This window comes from Skermania piniformis, assembly GCF_019285775.1.
In the GTDB taxonomy this organism is placed as follows: Bacteria; Actinomycetota; Actinomycetes; order Mycobacteriales; family Mycobacteriaceae; genus Skermania; species Skermania pinensis.
The window spans coordinates 2,969,071-2,989,012 of sequence record NZ_CP079105.1; the positions used below are offsets into that span (position 1 = coordinate 2,969,071).

A 19,942-nucleotide genomic window follows, 5' to 3' on the forward strand; every position below is an offset into this window, starting at 1 on the left:
GTTCGTTGGTCGAGTCGTTGGTCGAGCAGCGTCGGATTCGATTTCCAGAGGGGGGCTCGTGCAGGGCTTGACCTCTGCCGGCAGACGCAACCTGCTGATTTTGCGCGAAGTCGTCGCAACGGATTTCAAGATTCGGTTCCAGGGTTCCGTGCTCGGCTACGGCTGGTCGCTCCTGAAACCACTCATGCTGTTTGCCATACTGTATGTGGTGTTCGCGCGGTTCCTCAGGTTCGGCGCCGATGTGCCACACTTTCCAACATACCTCTTGTTGGGGATCGTCTTGTGGACGTTCTTCACCGAGGCTGCCGCACAAGGCTTGCAGTCGATCGTCGGGCGTCGCGACCTGATCCGCAAGGTAAGTTTTCCGAAGTATATACTCGTCATTGCCGCGACCATCACGGCGCTGATCAATCTCGGCCTGAATCTGATCGTAGTTTTTATCTTCGCCGTCATCGACGGGGTCGAATTCAGCGGTTGGATCATACTCCTGCCGCTCAACATCCTCGAGCTCTACTGCTTTGCTCTCGCAATCTCGCTCCTCCTCGGCGCGGTGTATGTGAAATACCGTGATCTCGCGCACCTCTGGGAGGTGTTCGTGCAGGCCGCCTTCTACGCCACTCCGATTCTCTACCCGATCAGCATGGTCCGCGCCGAGTCCGAGACCGCCGCAAAGGTATTGCTCCTCAGTCCGATGGCGCAGATAATCCAGGACGCTCGGCACAATATGATATCGGACCAAGTTACGACGACCGCAAGTATCACCGGATCTGCCGCGCAGCTCGCCATTCCGTATCTTGTTCTTGCGGCGGTTGGAGCGTTCTCCGTTCGCTACTACCGTTCGCATCAGAAATATTTCGCGGAGGATGCATAGGTCGTGCACACCTCGGACAGTGCAATACCACCATCAGACACGGTGATATCACTACGGGACGTTCACAAGCGGTTTCGGCTGCCGCACGAACGCCATTCCGGCATCAAGCAGGCCGCACTGACCTTCTTCCAGAAGCAGCGAACGTACGAGACGCAGAAGGTGCTCGACGGCGTTTCGATCGAGGTCCGCAAGGGTGAGTTCCTCGGGCTGGTCGGCCGGAACGGAAGCGGCAAGAGCACGCTGATGAAGCTGATAGCCGGAATCTACGTCCCCGATTCCGGGTCGGTCCAGGTCCGCGGCACCTTGTCGGCCTTCATCGAACTCGGCGTGGGCTTCAATCCCGAGTTGACCGGACGAGAGAACACCTTCCTGAACGGAGCCCTGCTCGGCTTCGATCGGCGGCAGATGGCGGCAATGTACGACGACATCGTCGACTTCGCCGAACTCGGAAAATTCATGGATCAGAAGCTCAAGAACTACTCCAGTGGCATGCACGTCCGACTCGCATTCTCGATCGCGATACGGGCACAAAGCGACGTGTTGCTGCTCGACGAAGTCCTCGCCGTCGGCGACGCGGCGTTCCAGGAGAAGTGCTTCGACTACTTTCGTGAAATAAAAAGTGCCGGGCGGACGATCGTCTTCGTGAGCCACGACGTGAACGCCCTGCTCGAGTATTGCGACAACGGCGTGCTGATCGAGGGCGGGCAGGTGCGCCGCGTCGGGCCTATTCGTGAAGTGGTCGACGATTACCTGAACTTGCTCCATATGGAGGCGACTCCCGATCTCCGCGCAGAGGTGACGTCGGGGTTCGAGCCCACGGACGAATCCGACGAGATCGAAGAACTGCCACATGCCATCGAGCCGGCCGTTCGGAGCGAGGCGTTACCAGGTACGGCAGATCGTGATACGCGCGTGATGGCGGTCGTGTCCACGACTGTGATCGATCTGGTATCCGGGTCGTTGCGGGACACCTTTACCGACGATGACCGGGAACTCGGTATCCGGGTGGTCTTCGAGTCCCGAGCGACGACCGTCAGCCCGGTCTACGGGGTGATGGTGTTCAGCTCGACCGGCGAGCGAATTTTTGCCTCGAATACCCGGATGTCCGGAGTTGCTACCGATGACTTAGCGGCCGGACGGCGGGTCTGCGCAACCTGGCATATCCCCAATGTGCTCAATTCGGGCGTCTTCTCGGTCACGTCCATAGTGGCCGACAACGAAGCGGACTGCATACTCGACCGACACGATAATGCCGCGTCGTTTACGATCCGCAAGCAAACCGACAGCTTCGGCTTGCTCAACTTTCGCCACGCTATCGATCTCGACCGGCTGCAATAAGCGCTTCGTCGGCGATGAATCGAAACAGCTATACTCGCATTGTGGTAGCTGCGACTGTACCTGTGAAGAATCAATCCGAACTGCGCGAGCGGTATATCGAGCTCCTGAAGAGAACATTGACGATGATCCTGTGGGATGCTGCCGACGGGCGTCTGCACGACCCGTCGGGGGCGCAACGTCCCGAACTGCGGATCGAGGGACGGGACTGGCCTGCGCTATCCCACACGATGATCGGCCTGAAGCGGATGGACAATCTGCAGTACTGCGTGGAAGACGTACTGGCCAACGGTGTGCCGGGAGACTTTATCGAGACGGGGGTATGGCGGGGCGGCGCATGCGTGTTCATGCGCGGCATCCTCGAAGCATACGGCGTTACCGATCGCACTGTGTGGGTGGCAGATTCATTCGAGGGCTTGCCGGCGCCCGATCCTGCAAAATATCCGGCGGACGACGGCGACATTCTGCACACCTACGATGCATTAGCCGTCACGATGGAGACCGTCAAGGAAACGTTCCGCCGGTACAACTTGTTGGACACGCAGGTGAAAATGCTCCCCGGCTGGTTCAAGGACACACTGCCGAGTGCTCCGATCGAGAAACTGGCAATTGTACGTCTGGACGGCGACATGTACGAGTCGACGATGAATGGTCTGCAGCATCTGTACCCGAAGTTGTCGGTCGGCGGATACCTGATCGTCGACGATTACGCGCTACCGGCATGCCGCCAAGCTGTGCACGACTATCGAGATCGATACGGAATTGTCGATCCGATCGAAGTCATCGATTTTTACGGTGCGTTCTGGAAGAAGGTCGACACAGTGCAGAACGACGATTCACGCCGCTATGCGGAGTTGTCCCAGAATTATGCCGTCCTGTACCAGGATCACGCGCGAGTCCTCGAGTGTCAGCAAGAAGCCGAACGCGAGTTGGCCGACCTCCGCGGCCAACGCGATACCGCTGCAACCGAGTTGGCCGACCTCCGCGTCCGACATGACACCGCCGCAACCGAGTTGGCCGACCTCCGCGTCCGACACGACACCGCCGCAACCGAGTTGGCCGACCTCCGGAGGAGGTATGCCGAACATGCCGAAGAGCTGGAGCGCATTCGGTCCAGTCGAGCTCACAGTGGAGCTGCGGGCCTGAGCAGGGTCTACCAGGCGCTGACCCGAGCGGGCAGAAGCTCATCCCGATGAGACCCGCCGGGCCCTCCCGGCTCAGGTCGTCGACGTCCCACTTCGAGCGGCTGCAAGTTCGGGACTCTGTGGTTGGCGAGCCAGTTGTGCGCGCAAGCGGTCGATCTCACGCACCAAGACCGCTGCTTCGCGCCGCAGCTGGTCGACCTCCAGTCGGCTCTCCCGGCGGGTGAACTCGAGCTGGCGCTCGAACGATGCCTCCAGCCGTGACAGCCTCCGTTGCAGCCGGGTCTGGACGTCGAGTGCGTCGGAATAGAGTTCGACGTACCGGTCGGGCACATCGCTCTTCTGCCCGTCGGCGCCGACCTCGGATGAGGTCAGCGATCGACGCTCCGGCGCACCGGTATCGACACCCAGCGCTCGCGCCGTCGCCTCGAGATAGGCCCGGCCGAACCGGGCATCAGGCTCGAGGTGTGCGCCTTCCGCCCACTCGTTCCATGCGTTGATGAGGATCAATCCGTCACCGACCGTGCGCTCACGCACTTTTTCCAGCCATTCACCGTACCGTTCCGGGGTGCTGGCATGAATGACGGTGCTCTTGCCGTCGCCCCGGCGGGCGGTATTGTCCCAGCCGGGCAGCACACACTCGTACCGGCGCCAATCGGGGGGATCCAGCGCGAGATAAGCGTCCACGACGTCGTCGTAGTGGAATATCACGTTGTCGGGATGGGCGCCCGGTACGTGAATATGACGAACCAGATCGTGCGTTCCGTGCGGCAAGAACTGGGCGGAAGAATCGGCGCCGTAGTTCGTCGGCGGCTGATGGTCACCGTGCGTTTCGAACTTTATGATCTCGACGTCGCCGAGACCCTCCCGCGCCCACATATCGCGCCATCGACCGAGCGTTCCCGTTGGATCGGGAAGTGCCTGGATACGGTAGATGAACAGAACGGGCCGACCGCCGACGCGCAGGTACAGCGGGTGCTGCATCGCCCGAAGCAGAAACTCTCCGTGCCGGATGTCGTCGTCGAGACTGTAGCTTTGCTTGAGCAGAACCTCGTGGTTCGAGGCGTCCCAGTGCTTGCTCCAGTTCTCGTTCGCCCACGCCAGACAGAACGGCATGGCCGGCGTGCCGGACTCCAGTATCTCGTCCATGACGCGACGGAACGGACGGTGGCCTTCGAACCAGTAGTGGTAGTAGCAAAAGGCGTCGATACCGTAGGTACGAGCGATGCGCGCCTGCTGGGCACGTACTTCCGGCACCCGCAGGTCGTAATAGCCGAGATCCTGCGGTAGCCGCGGCTGATAGTGCCCGGGGAACAACGGCTTTGCGTTGGCTACATTGTGCCATTCGGTGAAGCCCTCGCCGTACCATCCGTTGTTCTCCGGAATCGGATGGAATTGCGGCAGATAAAACGCGATCGTAGTGGGAACGGATGTCACTTGACGTAATCCCGTCGGACCTTGGCCGATATCGCCCGCACCGTCTGCCGGACTCCGTCTCGCTTCGCCATCGTGTACGCCTTGCGAATATGAGCGCCGATTTCGTCGACATCGACCCGAGACGACGACTCCAGGACGGCCCGGACAGGACCGGGCTCGGCGGACAGAATCTCCCGCACGCGACTGGAGATAAGGATTCGTTCGTGATCGGCGCTCGCCGCCAGATACTTGGCTGCGAGCCGAGATGTCTGCGCGATACCGTCGTCACGAACCGCCGTGAAGACGAACTGATAGGTTTCCGCTTCCGGATCCTTGAATATCTCGCTGATCAACGCCGTCGGTATCGTTCGGCGATCCACCTTTATCTCGGTTTCGAATGCCGGCATCCGCACTCGTTTCAGCTCCGTGATGAGCAGTCCCGATCTCCGGACCATCTGTTCGATCGTCTTCATCGTGAAGAATCGAATGTGGGTGCTGTCGAGCAGACCCCAGTCGTTGTAATCGAAACGGCCTTGCGCCAACGCCATCCGGATATCGGCGTGCGCGACATTCGGTAGCGATACGATAATTCGCCCGTTCGGCGCGAGTCGGCGCACCATGCGATCGAGAACCGACTGCGGATCGACCAGATGCTCCAGGACGTCGCCGGCCAAGATCACGTCATAGCTGTCATCGAGCTGGTCCAGCAGGGATGGATCGTTGAGATCCCCGACCACAACCGCTGCCGCGTGACCGTCCAGGTCGGCGGCCGCACTCGGATCGTGCTCGACGGCGGTGACATCACAGCCACGCGCTGCGAGAACACGTGTCACGTGACCGGATGCCGCGCCGAGCTCGAGCACCCGTTGATTCCACCCGACCATTTCGACCGCGAACGAATGCGCATTGTTCGGCGCATCTGGATCGACTACGGCGTCGTACTTGCTAGACATAACTGATTCTCCGGTCGAAATTCATCGATTGACCACATCGCGTACCGCCAATAGATACGCTCGCCCGAACCGCAGCGTCGGTTCGAGGACAGCGGACTCCGCCCATTCGTTCCAGGCGTTGACAAACACCACTCGCCGATCGGGTTCCCGGTCCTGCACCGCCTCGACTGCCGCCGCCAGCCACCGTCGGAAAGTGTACGGATTTGACCCGAACCACAAGTCGGAACTCCATTGCCTGCGCGCGGTATTGTCGAACCCTACCATGACTCCCGGATAATGAGTGGCGTTCATTCGAACGAGCTTGCGTTCGCCGGCGGTGGCCATTGCCGCGTAGCTGAGCAAGTTCCCGGTGAATCTCCGGTCGACGCCGAGGCCGCCGCGAGGTTGCCACCGCCATTTGTGATTGTGGGGCGGGAACCCCAAAGTTCCGTCGAGACCGACGGAAGCCGGATCGCGATCGGAGCCGTCGAACGTGCGGTCGACGTCCACACCCAGAATGTGCAGCTCGCCCACGCCGAGGGCGCGGGATCTTTCGCGCCAGCATTTTATGACCTGTTGGGGGTCCGGCAGGGCGGCAATACGGTAGACAGCGACCAGCGGCTTACCGTCGATACGCATGTACCGCTCGTCTCGGAGAAACGGTGCTATGTCGTCCAGAAATTCTTCGGCCGGAACTTCGTCGTAGTCCTGACGAATGAGAATATCGTGCGCTCGGCCGTCCCACCGGCGCGTCCAGTTCTCATTGGCCCACATGACACAGAACGGCATATGGAGGTCACCGGCGAGGAGCATATCGATGGGCGTGTTCAGTAGCCGCTTTCCGGCGAACCAATAGTAGTAGTACATGAATGCGTGCACACCGTGCGCTTCGGCAAGCGTGGCCTGCCGGTCGCGGACGGCATCGAGGCGGAGATCGTAGAATCCGAGGTCGGCGGGCAGTTTCGGCTGATCATGTCCGTTGTAAACCGGTTGCGCCGCCGCGACATTGGTCCATTCGGTGAATCCGGCACCCCACCATCGGTCGTTTTCCTCGGTGGGATGGAACTGCGGTAGGTAGAACGGCACGACGCGAACCGCAGGGATCGGTACCGCGCCCCGACGGTAATCCGATGCGTCTGCTACCCCGGAGTCGGGAAGTTCGGCCACGGTCAGCAATCTGCACCCCGACTCGGTCGTCAGAAGTCCGATCACCCGATCCAGGGCGTGCGCGGTCGAATCTCGGTCACTCGCGAAATCGTGCGCCGACATCCCGAGTGCCCGCAGACCCTGCAGGAGAAACGCGCGGATCCAATAGGTTCCACCGACTGCGAAGGTGAGCCGCCGCTCGTCGAACTCCAGCTCGAGTCGGCGGGTCAGCTGTCGGGCGGTCTCGAGATGCGTCCCCCAGTCGTCTCCGATGCAACCCCGGGGCCCGATGACGCCGACCGATCGATCGTCCGCGAAGGCGGCAAGAATTCGGGCGGCGGTGTACGTGTCGGCTACTTCGCGCAACGAGTCCGCATTCGCCGGAGACACCTTGAGCACCGTGTCGTATCGATCGAGCAGGCCGGCGTTGATCACCTGCAGCATCGGCCAGATGTCGTGACCCCGGCAGTCGACGTCGAGTACCACTGCATCACAAAGACGTTCGATGCCGGTGCGGTCGATCTCCACGGGCAGCCCGGTGGCGTTGGTCACGATCAGATCGAACGCGACCGGTATCGACTCGATGCCGTGCAGCACCGGCTGCACCGCGTCTGCGGGTGCCAGATGGACGAGGACGCACAAGCGGACGGTCTCGGCGTCCGACAGCCGCGGTCGTGCGCGCCAGGAAGTCGGGAAGTCTGCCGCCGCACGTCCCGACCCACGGGCCACCCAGTCGTCGAAGGATGCCCGTGACCGGGTCCGGCTTCCCCCGAGATCGGAGGTGATCCGGCGCCGCAGAGATACCAGGGCCGCGCGACCGCGCGAAACGCGGCGTCCCACGACACCGTGTGCCGGTCGTCTCATCGAGCGGGCCGAGGCCGAAGATACGCCGACAGGATCCGTGGCCACGACAGATTCAGCCGCACATCAGGATCCGGGGTCGCCGCGCGCAGCGTGACCGCCAGATCCCGCATCTTTCGCGCCGCCGCACGCGGTCGACGTACCCGGCCGAGGGTCCATCGGACTACTTTTCGCTCCGCCGAGTCGGCGATTCCCACCGCCTGCGCGGAATGCACCCGGTACCTGATCACCGGGCGATCATCGAAGTCGGCCTCGTCACGTGCGACGCCGACGAGCGAAAACCACCGGTCGTGCAGCCACCCGGCCGGGACCGGCAAAGCCGTCCGGAGCAGCCTTCGGTCGAGCATCATCGTCGCGCCGGTGGCCATCGGTGAGCGGAGAATCGCACGCAACCGACTGTCCGGTCCCATGTCGGTCCACCCTGCCGGAACCGGGAACTCGTCACGGAGCGTGCGGCCGATCGTCAGTCCGTCGGGCCCGATGAGGGCTCCGTTCGCTGCCGTCAGGCGGGCGCCCGTTGCCCGGAGCCGCTCTCGCTGGTATTCGAGTCTGTCCGGCTCCCAGATGTCGTCCTGGTCCGATAGGGCAATGAATCGGTACCCTGCGGCCGCGACCATTCCTTGCACGTAATTGGTGGCGATTCTGGTGTACAGATCAGGCGATCGCGGTCGGCCGGCGGACAGAACCACCAGGGATGTTCGGCCGTCCCGAGCGATCAGCTTTTCGACCAGCTCGACCGAGCCATCGGTCGAGCCGTCGTCGACAAGAAAAAATCTCGCCGGCGGCAGGGTCTGCCGGAGAATGGATCGGACCTGCTCCTCGAGGTAGCGAACGCCGTTGTGCACCACAAGCACCACCGCAACCTCGCCGACGGTGTCCGCCGCGCTGTCGTCGACGTACGCGCGCGCCGAACGCTCGGCTCGGAGCGCGCGCCCGGCGAAGTCCCGGCAGCCGAGCAGGATCGCTCGGAGATTGTCGGCCCGGTGATCCTCGATGGTCACCGAGATGACCGACGACACGAGGAATCGTCGTACTGCGGTCATCAACCATCGAGGTTCGTGCCCGCCGTGTCGCCGGAACATCTCGAGCCGATTCCTCGTCATCGTGTATCTGCGTGACGCCGAATGACCCGTTACGGCGATGCGCCGGCCGAGCAGTTCGATCGAGTTTCCGCTGCCGACCGGATGGGTGATCTCCAGCGCGGTGTCCGCGTAGACGCGGAAACCGGCCCGTCGGAAGCGTAAACACATGTCCGTGTCCACCGAGTCGATCACCAACGACTCGTCGGCCGTTCCGGCACACAACAGGCCCAGGCTGTTGAAAACCGCGCCGGACTGAATAATCTCGGCGGTCTCCACCAGCCCACTCGTTGCCCGGGTGTAGCGAGTTCCATTCAATATCCCCGGTCCGACGACTCCCCATTCCCCGGGAACGGTACTTTCCAGTAGTGCAACGTTGGTGTCCAGTGCACTGAACAACGACCGGTCCACGATTGCATCCTGGTCCAGGGTGAGAATGAAGCGACAGCCGTTCGCGAGGGCCGCGTCGAATCCCCGGTTGAGGCTGTTCGCAATCCCGCTGTTGCGTTTCTTCAGCGTCAGCTCAATATTTCCGAAAGCCCTGAGCGGCGCGTAGCAGGCAATATGCGATACATCGCTTCCATCGTCGATCACGTACACGTTTCGAACGATTCGGGAAACGACGATGATGCGCGCAGTGACATCCGGCGACGGGTTGTAGCACGCGAATATCGCCGCATCGATCCGGGCGGTCAATACGCCCCCTCGCCCGCCAGGACCGCGCGGACGGTCTTGACCACGATCAGCAGGTCGCCGATGGTCGACCAGTTGTCCACATACGACAGGTCGAGGCGCACGGTCTCTTCCCAGGACAGGTCCGAGCGGCCACCGATCTGCCACAGCCCGGTCATGCCCGGTTTGACCAGCAGCCGGCGGTGCACCTCACCCTCGTAGTCGGCAACCTCACTCGGTAGCGGCGGGCGCGGCCCCACCACGCTCATCTCCCCTTTCACCACGTTGACGAACTGCGGTAGCTCGTCCAGGCTGTAGCGCCGGATGAACCGGCCGATCGGGGTCACCCGCGGATCGTCTCGGATCTTGAACATCCCGCCGTCCGCTTCGTTGAGCGGTTGCAGCTCCTCCCGCAGCTCGTCGGCGTCGGCGACCATGCTGCGGAACTTCAGCATCGAGAACTGCTTGCCGTTGCGACCCACGCGGCTGGAGCGGTACAAGACCGGACCCCGACTGCTCACCTTGATCGCGCCGGCTATGACGAGCAGTAGTGGGATGGTGAGTAGGAGCGCCACGACCGCGACTGCTATGTCGAAGAACCACTTTCCGAGGCGCTGCGCCCCCCGGTACGCCGGTTTGTCGAGATAGATCAGCGGCAGGCCGGCCACCGGCCGCATGAGCAAGCGCGGCCCCGCGATATCGACGACGCCCGGCGACACGACCAGGTCGACGTCGTAGGACTCGAGCTGCCAGATCAGTTGCTGAATGCCGCCATGCCCGAGTTCCTCGGTCGCCGTCACGGCCACCGTGTCGGCTCCGGAGAACTCCAGCGCCGCTATCACCGAGCGTTCGTCACCGAAGATCGGAATGTTCCGGCCGCCGACTTCGAGGTACTGGCCACGCTCACCGGAGTAACCCGGCACGCACACGCCGACCACGCGATGTCCGCTGGCGAGGTTGCGCGCGAACGAGGCAGCGACATCGCGAGTCGCCCGCTCCCGACCGACGATCAGCACGGCCGTCTGGCTTTCGCCGCGCTCGCGCATCCGAGCAATGGCACGGCGCACCAGCCACCGGGTGACCAGCAGCCCAGCCAGACCGAGCGGCAGAGTGACCGCGAAGTACCCACGAACGGCGTCGGCACGCAGGAGCAGAGCGGCGATAGCAGCCAGGCCGAACAGCCGCAGGGTCGCCGAGATGACGCACCGGTATTCCTCCGGCCCGCTGCCGAGCACCCGCGGCGAATGACTACCGTGCACCGCCAGCGCGCCCAGCCAGGCCGCGATCACCACCAGCACGACGAGCACCTGCTGGAGGGTCGCGGGCGCGCCCGGCCCCACTGCTTGCGCGCCGAGCGCGGCCCCGGACACCACCACCAGATCGACCACCCGGACGCGCCGGACCAGCGTCGGCTCCCACTCATGGCGCAATGTCGGTCGACCGCGTCCGGGCGCGATCGGAAGAAGTGCCCTTTCTGCGCCGTCGACCCCGGTTCGAACCGTCGAACCGCCCCCAACGGCCGATCGGGTGAGTACGCCCTGCCCCTCCGTCGGCGTACGGACGCTATCGGCCTTGCCATCCATAACAGGACGTGACTATACCGACAGCACCGCATTACGAAAATGCTCTGTTCGTAATACATTTGGCTTTTAAACAAAACCTTGCAACGACCGCCGAACACCTGAATCAAGCTCATTTTGTTGCCCTGCTCGGCGTCTCGTTCCCAGCTTCGGTCGGAGCTATCCACACATAGGTCGCCGATCGGTAGCTATAGCAATACATCGATCGATCGGCGGACGACATGACAACCGGCCGACAACCAGATACGGTCACCATCGGATCACCGATGCTCGGGCGTAATCTTCTCCAGCTGAAGGATCTTGGGAAAGTTGGCTGCAGCTGTTTCGCGTGCGGCGGAGTTCAGATCGGACGAACATATCGTTCGCATTCGATACCTGACGTAGCCGACCGATGACCGTGCAGTGAGTGACTTTTGAGGGTGTGTTCGATCTGATCGGCAAATTGGCGTCCCGGAGACGCCTGGCAATCGGCATCGCCGCGGTGATGCTGCTGCTGGGACTGTGCCTCTGGATCGGCCTTGCCACAGCAAAGCTGCGAAACGACGTGTTGCGCGCCGAAGAACGGGCAGCTGGTGCGAAAAGCTCACTGTTGCAAGGTGATGCGTCGACAGCGCGACAAACCGCACGGCTGGCGATCGACGACCTCGACCAAGCGCGCGCGGACGCCGGATCGGCGCCTCTGTCCTGGATTGCGGCAGCTCCCATTGTCGGCAGCCCGATAGTGGTAGTCGAAAAAATGATCGACGTAGTAAAACAATTGGCAACCGATGTATTACTGCCGATCGTGGACAGCCCCGCGGCGACCGTGGTCGCCATGAACGGACCGGACCGACATATCGACCCGGCGGCCCTGCGAGCCGCCCTGCCGGCCTTGCAGCAGTCCGTCGCTGCGGCCACGGACGTTGCCGTCGCTGCTCGCGACATCCCGAGATCGAGCTATCTCGGCGCGGTCAACCACGCGCGGGACGACCTGATGAGGCAAACCGCCGACCTCGCAGCCGCACTCGCCGCCACGAATCGACTCGCGCCGGTACTGCCGGCGATGACGGGCGCCGACGGTCCGCGCACCTATCTGTTGGTGTTCCAGACAAATGCCGAGGCGCGCGGGACCGGTGGCCTGATGGGTGGCACCGCTCTGCTCCGCGTCGAGAACGGCGTGGTGAAGGTCGAGAAGCCGGCAAGCAATCTCCTCGCACTCGACTACCGACCCATCGACCTCGGAGCCGATTTCGCGAAGATGTACGGCACCTGGAACCCGACGTCGAACTGGCAGAACGCCAACTTCAGTCCACATTTTCCCTATGCCGCGCAGATCTGGCGATCCATCTGGTCGCAGTATTCGGGCGTCACCGTCGACGGCGTCATCGCGACCGATCCCGTCGCCCTGAGCTACCTCCTCGCCGGCTTGGGGCCGGTGCAGCTACCCGACGGTGAGTCGATCGACGCGACGAACGTGGTGCCCCTGACCCAGAACGAGTTGTACTTCCGGTTCCCGGCCGAGAACGAGCAGCTCACCCGCAAGGAGTACCTGCAGGAAATCTCGAAGGCCGTCATCGAGGCGGTGAACAAGCCGTGGGCGAGCGCCGACGGCGTGCTCGACGGGCTGCGCCGAGCGGTCGCCGAAGGTCGGATCGCGATGTGGAGTGCGGTACCCGACGAGCAGCGCGCGCTGGCGACCCTCCCGATCGCCCACGAGGTGCCCGCCGATTCCGCGCCCTACGCCAACGTCGTCGTCAACAACGGCGCGGGCGGCAAGCTGGACTACTACCTGCAGCGCGATATCGCCTACTCGGCAGCAGCGTGCGACGGCGACGACCGGGCCTCCACGGTGTCGGTGAAACTGACCAATACTGCCCCGCCGCGCGACGACTATCCGTCCTATGTCGCCGGCCGACGCACCCCGCAGACCCAATACGACGGCCCACCCGGAACCAACAGATCGGTCGTGTCGCTTTTCGCCACCCAGGGCGCCACCCTCGAGCGGGCGACGATCAACGGGGTGCCGGCGCCGTTCGCCCTCGAAGCCGCCGAACGCGGACATCCGACGTATTCGGTCACCGTGCTGACCAGGCCCGGCGAATCAGCAACCGTCACATGGAATCTCCGTGAACCCACCGCCGCGGGCGCCGCCCGCGTGCCCGTTCAACCGCTCGTCCTACCAGCAAAGGTGTCCGTCGATGTACCGACCTGTCCGTAACTGCAACAACAGCAACGCGCGTGTTCGCGTCGTCGGCCGAGTTGTCGCCGCGGGGACGGTCGCTGCCGCCGCGCTGTCCCTGGCGGCCTGCGGCTCGACCGAATCCACCGCCGGCAGTGCCACACCGACCCTGCCGCCCCTGCCCACCGCACAAGAGCTCAACGACCGGCTCGCCCAGGGACTGGACCCGGCGGTCCCGGTCGAGGACAAGGCCCGGTGGGTGCAGGGCGGCGACGAGGATCCGCAGTTGCTGAACCGGATCGCCGACCTGTACCGCAAGGAAGGCGCATCGATCGTCGTCACCAAGGTCACCGATCTCGGCGGTGGTCGAGTGGAGGCAGCGGCGGACTTCACCCTGTGGAACGAGGTTCACCCGCAGGTGGTGCCCTTTGTCGCGGAAGACGGTGAATGGAAAGTCGACAAGTCGTATGCATGTAGCGTCATCCAGTTTGCGCAGCTCTCGTCACCGGCCTGCAACGACCAGCCCGGCTGAGCAGCGCGCGCCACGCGCCGACATCCAGGGACTGCGCGCCGTCGCGGTCCTGTTGGTCATCGCTCACCACCTGTTCGGTTATCCCGCCGGTGGTTTCGTCGGGGTCGACATCTTCTTCGTGATCTCGGGTTACCTCATCACGACGTCGCTGCTCCACCGGGCCGACAACGGACGGCCACTGCTGTGGTGGTTCTATCGGCGCCGGATCCGTCGGATCGTCCCGGCGGCAACGCTGGTCCTCGTCGCGACCTGCGCGGCCGCGTACCCGATTCTCGCTCCGCACGCCTACGGTGCATTGCTGATCGACGCGGCGAGCGCGTTCGCCTTCGTATCGAACTGGCGCTTCGCGCAGCAGGGAACCGACTACTTCGACGCTGCTCGCGCACCGAGTCCGGTGCAGCACTACTGGTCACTGTCGGTCGAAGAGCAGTTCTATTTGGTCTTGCCCGCGCTCGTGGCCATCGCCGGCGTGCTGGCCGTGCGCTGGGCGCGATCTCCACAGACCCGATCTGCGCGGACCCGAACGCTGCTGGCCGGCATCACGCTCGGGCCGCTCGTCCTCGCGTCGTTCGGCTATGCCGTCGTCGCCGGCCGATCGAATTCCACCGGGATCTACTTCTCCACCTTCGCCCGGGTCTGGGAATTCGGCGCGGGCGCCCTGGTCGCGTTGACCGCGGCGGCCTGGGCCCGGCTGCCGGCGCGAACGGCCGGCCCGATCATCTGGTCCGGGCTCGGCGCGGTGGTGCTGGGTGTCGTCGTGGCCGGCCGCGGCGGCAACTTCGAAGAATGGGCGTTGATCTGGCCGGTGCTCGGGGTCGCGCTGGTGATCGGCGCGGGGATCGGCCGCACACCGTCGTCGGGGTATCCGCTGCCGCTGTATCCGTTGACGAACCGGTTGAGTGTCTATCTCGGTGACATCTCGTATTCGCTGTACCTGTGGCACTTTCCGATCATCGTGCTGCTCGCTCACGAGATCGACCGTGGCCCGTGGTTCGCTGCGGCCGCACTCGCCTCGATGCTCGGCCTGTCGATCGCCACCTACCACCTGGTCGAGAATCCGATCAGGTACTCGAACTGGCTCGAGCATCGCCACGACCGGCGAGCCCGTACCCAGCACCAGCGGGCCGGATCGTTCCGGCCGGCGATCCTGGCAGCAGCGGTACTGGTCGCAGTGGCCGCCGGGCTCGTCGCGCTCGACCGCGGTTCTGCGCCACCCCCGCAGCCGGCCGCAGCCGCCTCCGAGGAACTGCCGTTCACCATCGACGGACCCGCAGAGTTGCAGTTGTCCGCTCAGGTGGACGCCGCGCTCGCCGCGACCGACTGGCCGAATCTGAATCCGTCGATGGATGCGGCCATCGCGGGGCCGCAGGCGCCGGCCGACATCGGTGCGTGCAGCACCATGCCGGTTCCGCCGGCGGCGGAGTGCACCTGGGGATCGGCCGCCGCACCGAAGAAGATCATGATCGTCGGCGATTCGGTCGCCGTGACCTATGTGGCGCCGTTCCGCCGGATCGCCGAAGCGAGCGGCGGCCGCTGGCAGACGCGCAGCGTCGCCGCTTTCGGCTGCACCTTCGTCACCCAGACCGTAGTCGGGCCCAATTCCGGGATGGCCGCGGAATGCCCGGCACACAAAGCCCAGGTGGTCGCGGAGATCAAGAAGGCACGCCCCGACCTCGTCGTCATCACCAATTCCTACCGGCAGGCGTGGAATGCCGACACCAACCGAATCATGACCGGCGAGGACTGGGCTGCCGGCATGCAGGCACTGACCGACCAGTTCGCCGGCAGTGTCGGCCGGATCGTCTTCCTGGCGCCTCCCCCGCTGGCGAACGACATCTCCCGGTGCTTCGGTAAGACCGCGACACCGGCCGCCTGTGTCGGCACCATCGACACCCACTGGACCACGATGGCGGTCGCGGAGCGTCGGCTGGCCGACCGGATCGGCGCGGCATTCGTCGATTCTCGGCCCTGGTTCTGCAACGCGGCGGGCCGGTGCCCGTCGTTCGTCGGCACCACCCCGGTCAAACGGGATCAAGTGCACATGACGCCGGGCTTCGCGGAGCTCATCACGCCGGCGATCGAAGAACGCTTCAGCACAGCCGGGCTGATCCCGTGACCCGCGTGCTGTGGCAGATCCACCCATGGTCGCTTCGCGACCCAAAAGATTGAAGGCACAACCACTATGGCCAAATCGGTTGCGATAATCGGAACCCGCGGCTATCCGAGCTACTACGGCGGATTCGAGACGCTCGTGCGGCACCTCGCGCCCTACCTTGCCGAACACGGCTGGGACGTCACCGTGTACGGCCGCGCGGGTGCCACCGATCCCGACGATCCCGAACGCGATACCCGCGTGCATACCGTCACGACGGCAGGCATCGAAAGCAAGTCGATCAGCACCCTGTCCTACGGCCTGACCGCGTCGGCGCACGCCGCGCGACACCGACCGGACGTCGCGCTGGTGCTGAACGTGGCCAACGGGTACTTCATGCCGCTGCTGCGAGCGCGGCGGATCCCGATCGTGTGCAACGTCGACGGGATCGAGTGGGATCGGGAGAAGTGGGGCGCCAAGGCCAAGGCGGTCTTCCGTGGTGGCGCCCGGATGACCGCGCGGTACGCCGACGAGATCGTCTGTGATGCACAGCAGCTCGTGGATCGTTGGTCGGTCGAGTTCGGCCGCGACGGGCTCTTCATTCCCTACGGCGGCACCGACGGCGGCGATCTGCCCCCGGTTGCCCCACTCGCCGGCAAGCCGTACGTGCTGATGGTGGCCCGGCTGGTGCCGGAGAACACGCTCGCCGACTTCCTGACCGCCGTGGAGAAGCTCAGTACGTCGTGCGACGTCGCGATCGTCGGCTCGTCCGGCTACGGCGGCGAATGGGATGAGCGCGTGGCGTACCTGGCCACACACCACGAGAACGTGCACTGGTTCGGACATCTGCACGACGACACCACGCTGCTCGCCCTGTGGCGTCACGCCGGTGTCTACTTCCACGGGCACAGCGTGGGCGGCACCAATCCGGCACTCGTCCAGGCGATGGCCTCGGGCGCGCCGGTCGTCGCGCGCGACACCGTCTACAACCGTGAGGTACTGGGCGAGAACGGCCTTTTCGTCGACGCCGAGCCCAGCGCGATCGCCGATGCGATCACCCGGCTGATGGCCGACGCGGAGCTCCGGGAAAAACTGCGCGCCGGCGCCAAAGCGCGGGCCGCCGAGCACTACACCTGGAGCGAGGTCTGTGCGTCCTACGACCGCGCCCTCACCGCGCAACTGACCACGCGAGCGAAGGTTCTCAGCTCGTAACCGGGTCGCGGCGAGATCCCGACCCGGTCCAGCACCGAATGCGGGTCCCGCTTTCGCACCGACGTTAGGATCGGCGGACGAACGCGACGGCCGACACCGCGGAGATGTGTCGCAAGCAGGAGAGGGGACCGCAATCTCTGCCTGTACCGCCGCACCGGGCTCGGTCGTCGTGGTGCGCGACGAGGAATGGCTGGTCACGGCGGTCGAACCGGCGACCGACGGGTTCTTCGTCCGGGTCGTCGGGCTCTCCGAACTGGTCCGCGACACCGAGGCGGTGTTCGCCACCGCGATCGACACGGTCATCGAATCCGACCCCACCGGAGTCCGGGTCGTCCCCGACACCTCCGCTGGTTTCCGCCGCTCCCGGCTCTGGCTGGAGGCGCTGCTGCGTAAGACCCCCGTCTCGATCGCCGAACCGGCCCTCGCCACGGCGCGCGGCGCCCTCGCCGACCCGCTGGACTATCAGCTCGCCGCGGTCCGCCAGGCGCTCGCCCCGGACAAGCTGCGGCCGCGGATCCTGCTCGCCGACGCCGTCGGGCTGGGCAAGACGCTGGAGATCGGAATGATCCTCGCCGAACTGGTCCGCCGTGGCCGGGGCGATCGGATCCTCGTCGTGACGCCGCGGCACGTGCTCGAGCAGATGCAGATGGAGCTGTGGACCCGGTTCGCGCTGCCCTTCGTCCGGCTGGATTCTGTTGGCATTCAACGAATTCGGCAGATCCTGCCGGCCACGCACAACCCGTTCACCTACTACCGGCGGGTGATCATCTCGATCGACACGCTGAAAAGCGAGCGCTATCTCGCCCATCTACGCAAGCAGCGCTGGGACGCCGTGGTGATCGACGAGTCGCACAACGTGACCAATGTCGCGTCGCAGAACAACCGGCTGGCCCGGCTGCTCTCCGCCCGCACCGACGCGCTGATCCTCGCCTCGGCCACCCCACACAACGGGCGAGCGGAGTCGTTCGCCGAGCTGGTTCGGATGCTGGATCCGAGCGCGGTCCGCCCGGACGGCGAACTGGACCTGGATCAGGTGCGCCGACTGGTGATCCGCCGGCACCGGCACCACCCGGAAGTGGCCGGGGTGGTCGGCGCCGACTGGGCCGAGCGGTTGCCGCCGCACAACGTGCCGGTCCCGGCGTCGCCGGCCGAGGACGCGATCGCCGCCGAGCTGGAGCAGGTGTGGCTGTGGCCGGAATCGGGTCGCTCGCCGTACTCCGGCAAGAACGCACGGTCATCATCGGGCGGCTCGCCGCCGCTGTTCCCGTGGGTGCTGGCCAAGGCATTCCTGTCGTCGCCGGCCGCCCTGGCCGAATCGGTCCGCGCGCGGCGCAGCCGGCTGGCCGCCGACGACCCGGCGACCGCCCGGGAACGCGCGGCGCTCGATCGGCTGACCGAGCTGATCGAACCGGCCCGCGACAGCTCGGCGAAGTACGACGCACTGCGATACCACCTGGCCGAGATCGGCGTCGCGCGGGGAAGCGAACGCCGGGTGGTGATCTTCGCCGAGCGGGTGGCGACGCTGACCTGGCTGGCCGAGGCACTGCGCCGGGATCTGCGGATGACCGACAAGCAGGTGGTCGTCCTGCACGGCGGACTCGCCGATACCGAGCAGCAGGACGTGGTCGAGTCGTTCAAGCTGGAGTCTTCCCCGATCCGGATCCTGGTCACCGGCGACGTCGCCTCCGAAGGGGTGAACCTGCACACGCAGTGTCATCACCTGGTGCATTACGACATTCCGTGGAGCCTGATCCGGATCGAGCAGCGCAACGGGCGGATCGACCGGTACGGCCAGCGCAACCGGCCGCAGATCGCCACGCTGCTGCTCACCCCGGCGACCGAACGGTTCGGCGGTGACGTGCGGGTGCTGACCAAGCTGGTCGAGCGGGAACACGAGGCGCACACCGCACTCGGCGATTCGGCTTCGCTGATCGGCACCTACGACGTGAAGGCCGAGGAAGAGGCGATCCGGCGGGTGCTGGCCGGCGAACGAGAGCTCGACGACGTCGTCCGCACGGTGGACGAAGTCGCCGAAGGCGGCGGGCTGGACGCGTTCTTCGCCCAGCTCGGTCTCGCCGCCGCCGACCAGCCCACCCCCACCTCGGACGAGCCCGACGCCGCCCCGAGCCGTACCACCGCGGTGTACGACGACGAGTTCGGCTTCCTCGCCGACGCGATCACCGAGTTCGAACCGACCCCGCAACTGGCCGCACCGGACGGAATCGAGTGGCAGGTGCACCCCGGCAAGTCGATCGCCGCGCTGACGCCACGCACCGACCTGCAGCAGCGGCTGAAGCTGCTGCCGCAGTCCTACCTGCGGGAACGCCGGGTGACCGAACGCTACAAGCTGGCGCTCACCCCGGTGCGCGGGCGGGAGGAGCTGCGCCAGGCGCGCGAGGGCGACTCCCGGTCGGTCTGGCCGGAGGCGCATTTCCTCGCGCCGCTGCACCCGGTGCTGGACTGGGCGGCCGACCGCGCGCTGGCCGAGCTGGGCCGCGACCAGATCTTCGCGGTGCGCGGCACCGTGGCGACGACAACGGTGCTGGTGCAGGTAACGCACACCAACACCGGCGGCCAGGTGCTCGCCGCGTCCTACTACTCGGTGTTGTTCCCGGACATCACCGAACCGGCGGTCGCGTTCGCCCAACCGCACACCGACGCGGCCGCTGCGGTCACTGCCCTGGGTCTGGCGGAGATCAACGCCGGTCCGCCGCTCCCGGTCGAGGATCTGCAGCCGTTGGTCGGCCCGGCAGTCCGGTCGGCGGATGCGGCGGCCGATCAGCACGATGCGGCGATCCGCGCGGAGACGACCCGCCGGATCGACCCGGACGACGACGTGGCCCGGGCGATGAACCCCGACCGGCGGCTGACCCGGCCGCTGCTGGTGGTTGTTCCCCGCGAGAGCGGGGAGTAG

General features: G+C 65.0%; 13 protein-coding genes and 1 pseudogene. 8 read left to right on the forward strand and 6 right to left on the reverse strand.

Features of this window, described 5'->3' with window-relative positions:
• Positions 1 to 58 precede the first annotated feature (58 nt).
• The 3 genes from KV203_RS13780 to KV203_RS13790 are packed head-to-tail and all read left to right on the forward strand — an operon-like array spanning position 59 to position 3,402.
• Positions 59 to 871: an ABC transporter permease gene (locus KV203_RS13780; RefSeq protein ID WP_157079802.1), complete on the forward strand. Its 813-nt coding sequence runs from the start codon at positions 59 to 61 to the stop codon at positions 869 to 871.
• Between the two features lie 3 nt (positions 872 to 874).
• Positions 875 to 2,209: an ABC transporter ATP-binding protein gene (locus KV203_RS13785; RefSeq protein WP_083530048.1), complete on the forward strand. Its 1,335-nt coding sequence runs from the start codon at positions 875 to 877 to the stop codon at positions 2,207 to 2,209.
• A 41-nt stretch (positions 2,210 to 2,250) separates the two neighbouring features.
• The gene (locus tag KV203_RS13790) at positions 2,251 to 3,402 is read left to right on the forward strand and encodes a TylF/MycF family methyltransferase (protein ID WP_246600149.1); all 1,152 of its coding nucleotides are present in this window, start codon (positions 2,251 to 2,253) and stop codon (positions 3,400 to 3,402) included.
• A gap of 21 nt (positions 3,403 to 3,423) precedes the next feature.
• Here KV203_RS13790 and KV203_RS13795 read toward each other — a convergent pair whose 3' ends face one another.
• From KV203_RS13795 to KV203_RS13815, 6 genes and pseudogenes are all read right to left on the reverse strand, one after another.
• A complete protein-coding gene (locus tag KV203_RS13795; RefSeq protein ID WP_066470374.1) occupies positions 3,424 to 4,785 on the reverse strand; it encodes a glycoside hydrolase family 99-like domain-containing protein in 1,362 nt (453 codons plus the stop codon).
• Positions 4,782 to 5,717: a class I SAM-dependent methyltransferase gene (locus KV203_RS13800; protein ID WP_066470372.1), complete on the reverse strand. Its 936-nt coding sequence runs from the start codon at positions 5,715 to 5,717 to the stop codon at positions 4,782 to 4,784. Before KV203_RS13800 ends, KV203_RS13795 begins: the two co-directional genes overlap by 4 nt.
• Before the next feature lie 21 nt (positions 5,718 to 5,738).
• Complete coding sequence (locus KV203_RS19705) at positions 5,739 to 6,863, reverse strand: glycosyltransferase WbsX family protein (protein ID WP_246600150.1); 1,125 nt, start codon at positions 6,861 to 6,863, stop codon at positions 5,739 to 5,741.
• An 81-nt stretch (positions 6,864 to 6,944) separates the two neighbouring features.
• Positions 6,945 to 7,706, reverse strand: a pseudogene (locus KV203_RS20095) (rhamnan synthesis F family protein); the annotation flags it as partial.
• Positions 7,703 to 9,382: a glycosyltransferase gene (locus tag KV203_RS13810; protein ID WP_246600152.1), complete on the reverse strand. Its 1,680-nt coding sequence runs from the start codon at positions 9,380 to 9,382 to the stop codon at positions 7,703 to 7,705. The gene KV203_RS13810 and the pseudogene KV203_RS20095, both read right to left, overlap by 4 nt.
• A 92-nt stretch (positions 9,383 to 9,474) precedes the next feature.
• On the reverse strand, positions 9,475 to 10,884 hold the full coding sequence (locus KV203_RS13815; protein WP_246600153.1) for a sugar transferase: 1,410 nt from the start codon (positions 10,882 to 10,884) through the stop codon (positions 9,475 to 9,477).
• Between the two features lie 556 nt (positions 10,885 to 11,440).
• Between KV203_RS13815 and KV203_RS13820 the strand changes: the two genes are divergently transcribed.
• From KV203_RS13820 to KV203_RS13840, 5 genes are all read left to right on the forward strand, one after another.
• Complete coding sequence (locus KV203_RS13820; RefSeq protein ID WP_066470358.1) at positions 11,441 to 13,231, forward strand: DUF4012 domain-containing protein; 1,791 nt, start codon at positions 11,441 to 11,443, stop codon at positions 13,229 to 13,231.
• The gene (locus KV203_RS13825) at positions 13,212 to 13,724 is read left to right on the forward strand and encodes a WKL family lipoprotein (RefSeq protein WP_066470356.1); all 513 of its coding nucleotides are present in this window, start codon (positions 13,212 to 13,214) and stop codon (positions 13,722 to 13,724) included. Before KV203_RS13820 ends, KV203_RS13825 begins: the two co-directional genes overlap by 20 nt.
• Positions 13,681 to 15,840: an acyltransferase family protein gene (locus tag KV203_RS13830; protein ID WP_169797500.1), complete on the forward strand. Its 2,160-nt coding sequence runs from the start codon at positions 13,681 to 13,683 to the stop codon at positions 15,838 to 15,840. Before KV203_RS13825 ends, KV203_RS13830 begins: the two co-directional genes overlap by 44 nt.
• A 66-nt stretch (positions 15,841 to 15,906) precedes the next feature.
• The gene (locus tag KV203_RS13835) at positions 15,907 to 17,028 is read left to right on the forward strand and encodes a glycosyltransferase (protein WP_066470345.1); all 1,122 of its coding nucleotides are present in this window, start codon (positions 15,907 to 15,909) and stop codon (positions 17,026 to 17,028) included.
• 106 nt (positions 17,029 to 17,134) lie between these two features.
• On the forward strand, positions 17,135 to 19,942 hold the full coding sequence (locus KV203_RS13840) for a helicase-related protein (RefSeq protein WP_066470343.1): 2,808 nt from the start codon (positions 17,135 to 17,137) through the stop codon (positions 19,940 to 19,942).